Origin of the sequence: Nonomuraea spiralis (assembly GCF_014648435.1) — a bacterium.
GTDB classification, from domain to species: Bacteria; Actinomycetota; Actinomycetes; order Streptosporangiales; family Streptosporangiaceae; genus Nonomuraea; species Nonomuraea spiralis.
Window position 1 is genome coordinate 1 of the sequence record NZ_BMRC01000088.1, and the last position, 928, is coordinate 928.

Sequence of the window (928 nt, forward strand, 5' to 3'; positions counted from 1 at the left end):
TGAACGTTTTTCATCCTCGCGCCGCCTGCGCGACTCGGTGATTTTGCAGGACGGCGATGGCCTTGCACAGGTGGCCGGCCTTGGACGGGCTGCAACGTAGCTTCCGGAGGATCTTCCAGTTCTTCAGCTGGGCGTTGGCGCGCTCGCCTGGGCCGCGCAGCCTGGCGTGGGCGCGGTTGGCCTGCTTCTGCGACTCGGGCTTGTTCTTGCCCTTGTACGGGGTGCGGACCAGGCCTCCGGCTCCTTGATAGGCCTTGTCGGCCAGCGTGATGATCCCGGCCCGCTCGAGTGCACGCAGGATGCCCCAGATGCGGGCGGCGCTCAGGTCGTGGGCCTTGCCCGGCAGCGCGCCGGAGGTCCACAGGATCGTCCCGTCCGGCGAGGCGATGACCTGGATGTTCATGCCGTGCACACGGTGCTTGCCGGAGAAGTAGGGCCGGTCGGCGGCGATCCGGTCGATGTGGATCAGGGTGCCGTCCAGCACCAGGTAGTGCAGCCCGTCCTGCTTGGCCCGGCGCAGCGCCTGCCCGAGTTTGGGCGAGCATGCCGACAGCAGCGTCACTGTCTCCTCCACATACCGCCAGGCCGTCGCGGTGGAGATCCCGAACCCGGCTCCGAGTTCGGGGAACGTCTCACCTTTGCGCAGGTAGACCAGTACAAGCAGGGCCTGTTGTCCGGGGTTGAGCAGTCGCCAGGTCGATCCGATGGACTTGCGGTGACGGCGGATGAGGCCGGCGACGTAGTTCAGGGTTCGGCGCGACAAATCGACGGCAGCGCGGTAGAACAGCATCTGAGGCCCCTGGTGGTGGCGGACGTGATTGTGGTGATCAACCCGTCTACCAGGGGTTTCGCCATGTCATCAGGCGAACGTCAACCTCGCGATGATGCTGTGATCAGCAACTCACCGCACGGGGATGAAAACGGCTCA

The 928-nt window shown here is 65.6% G+C and carries 1 protein-coding gene; it reads right to left on the minus strand.

The window, feature by feature from the left end:
- Positions 1-10: 10 nt before the first annotated feature.
- The gene (locus IEZ27_RS53425; protein WP_189654318.1) at positions 11-790 is read right to left on the minus strand and encodes a transposase family protein; all 780 of its coding nucleotides are present in this window, start codon (positions 788-790) and stop codon (positions 11-13) included.
- Positions 791-928: the final 138 nt, after the last annotated feature.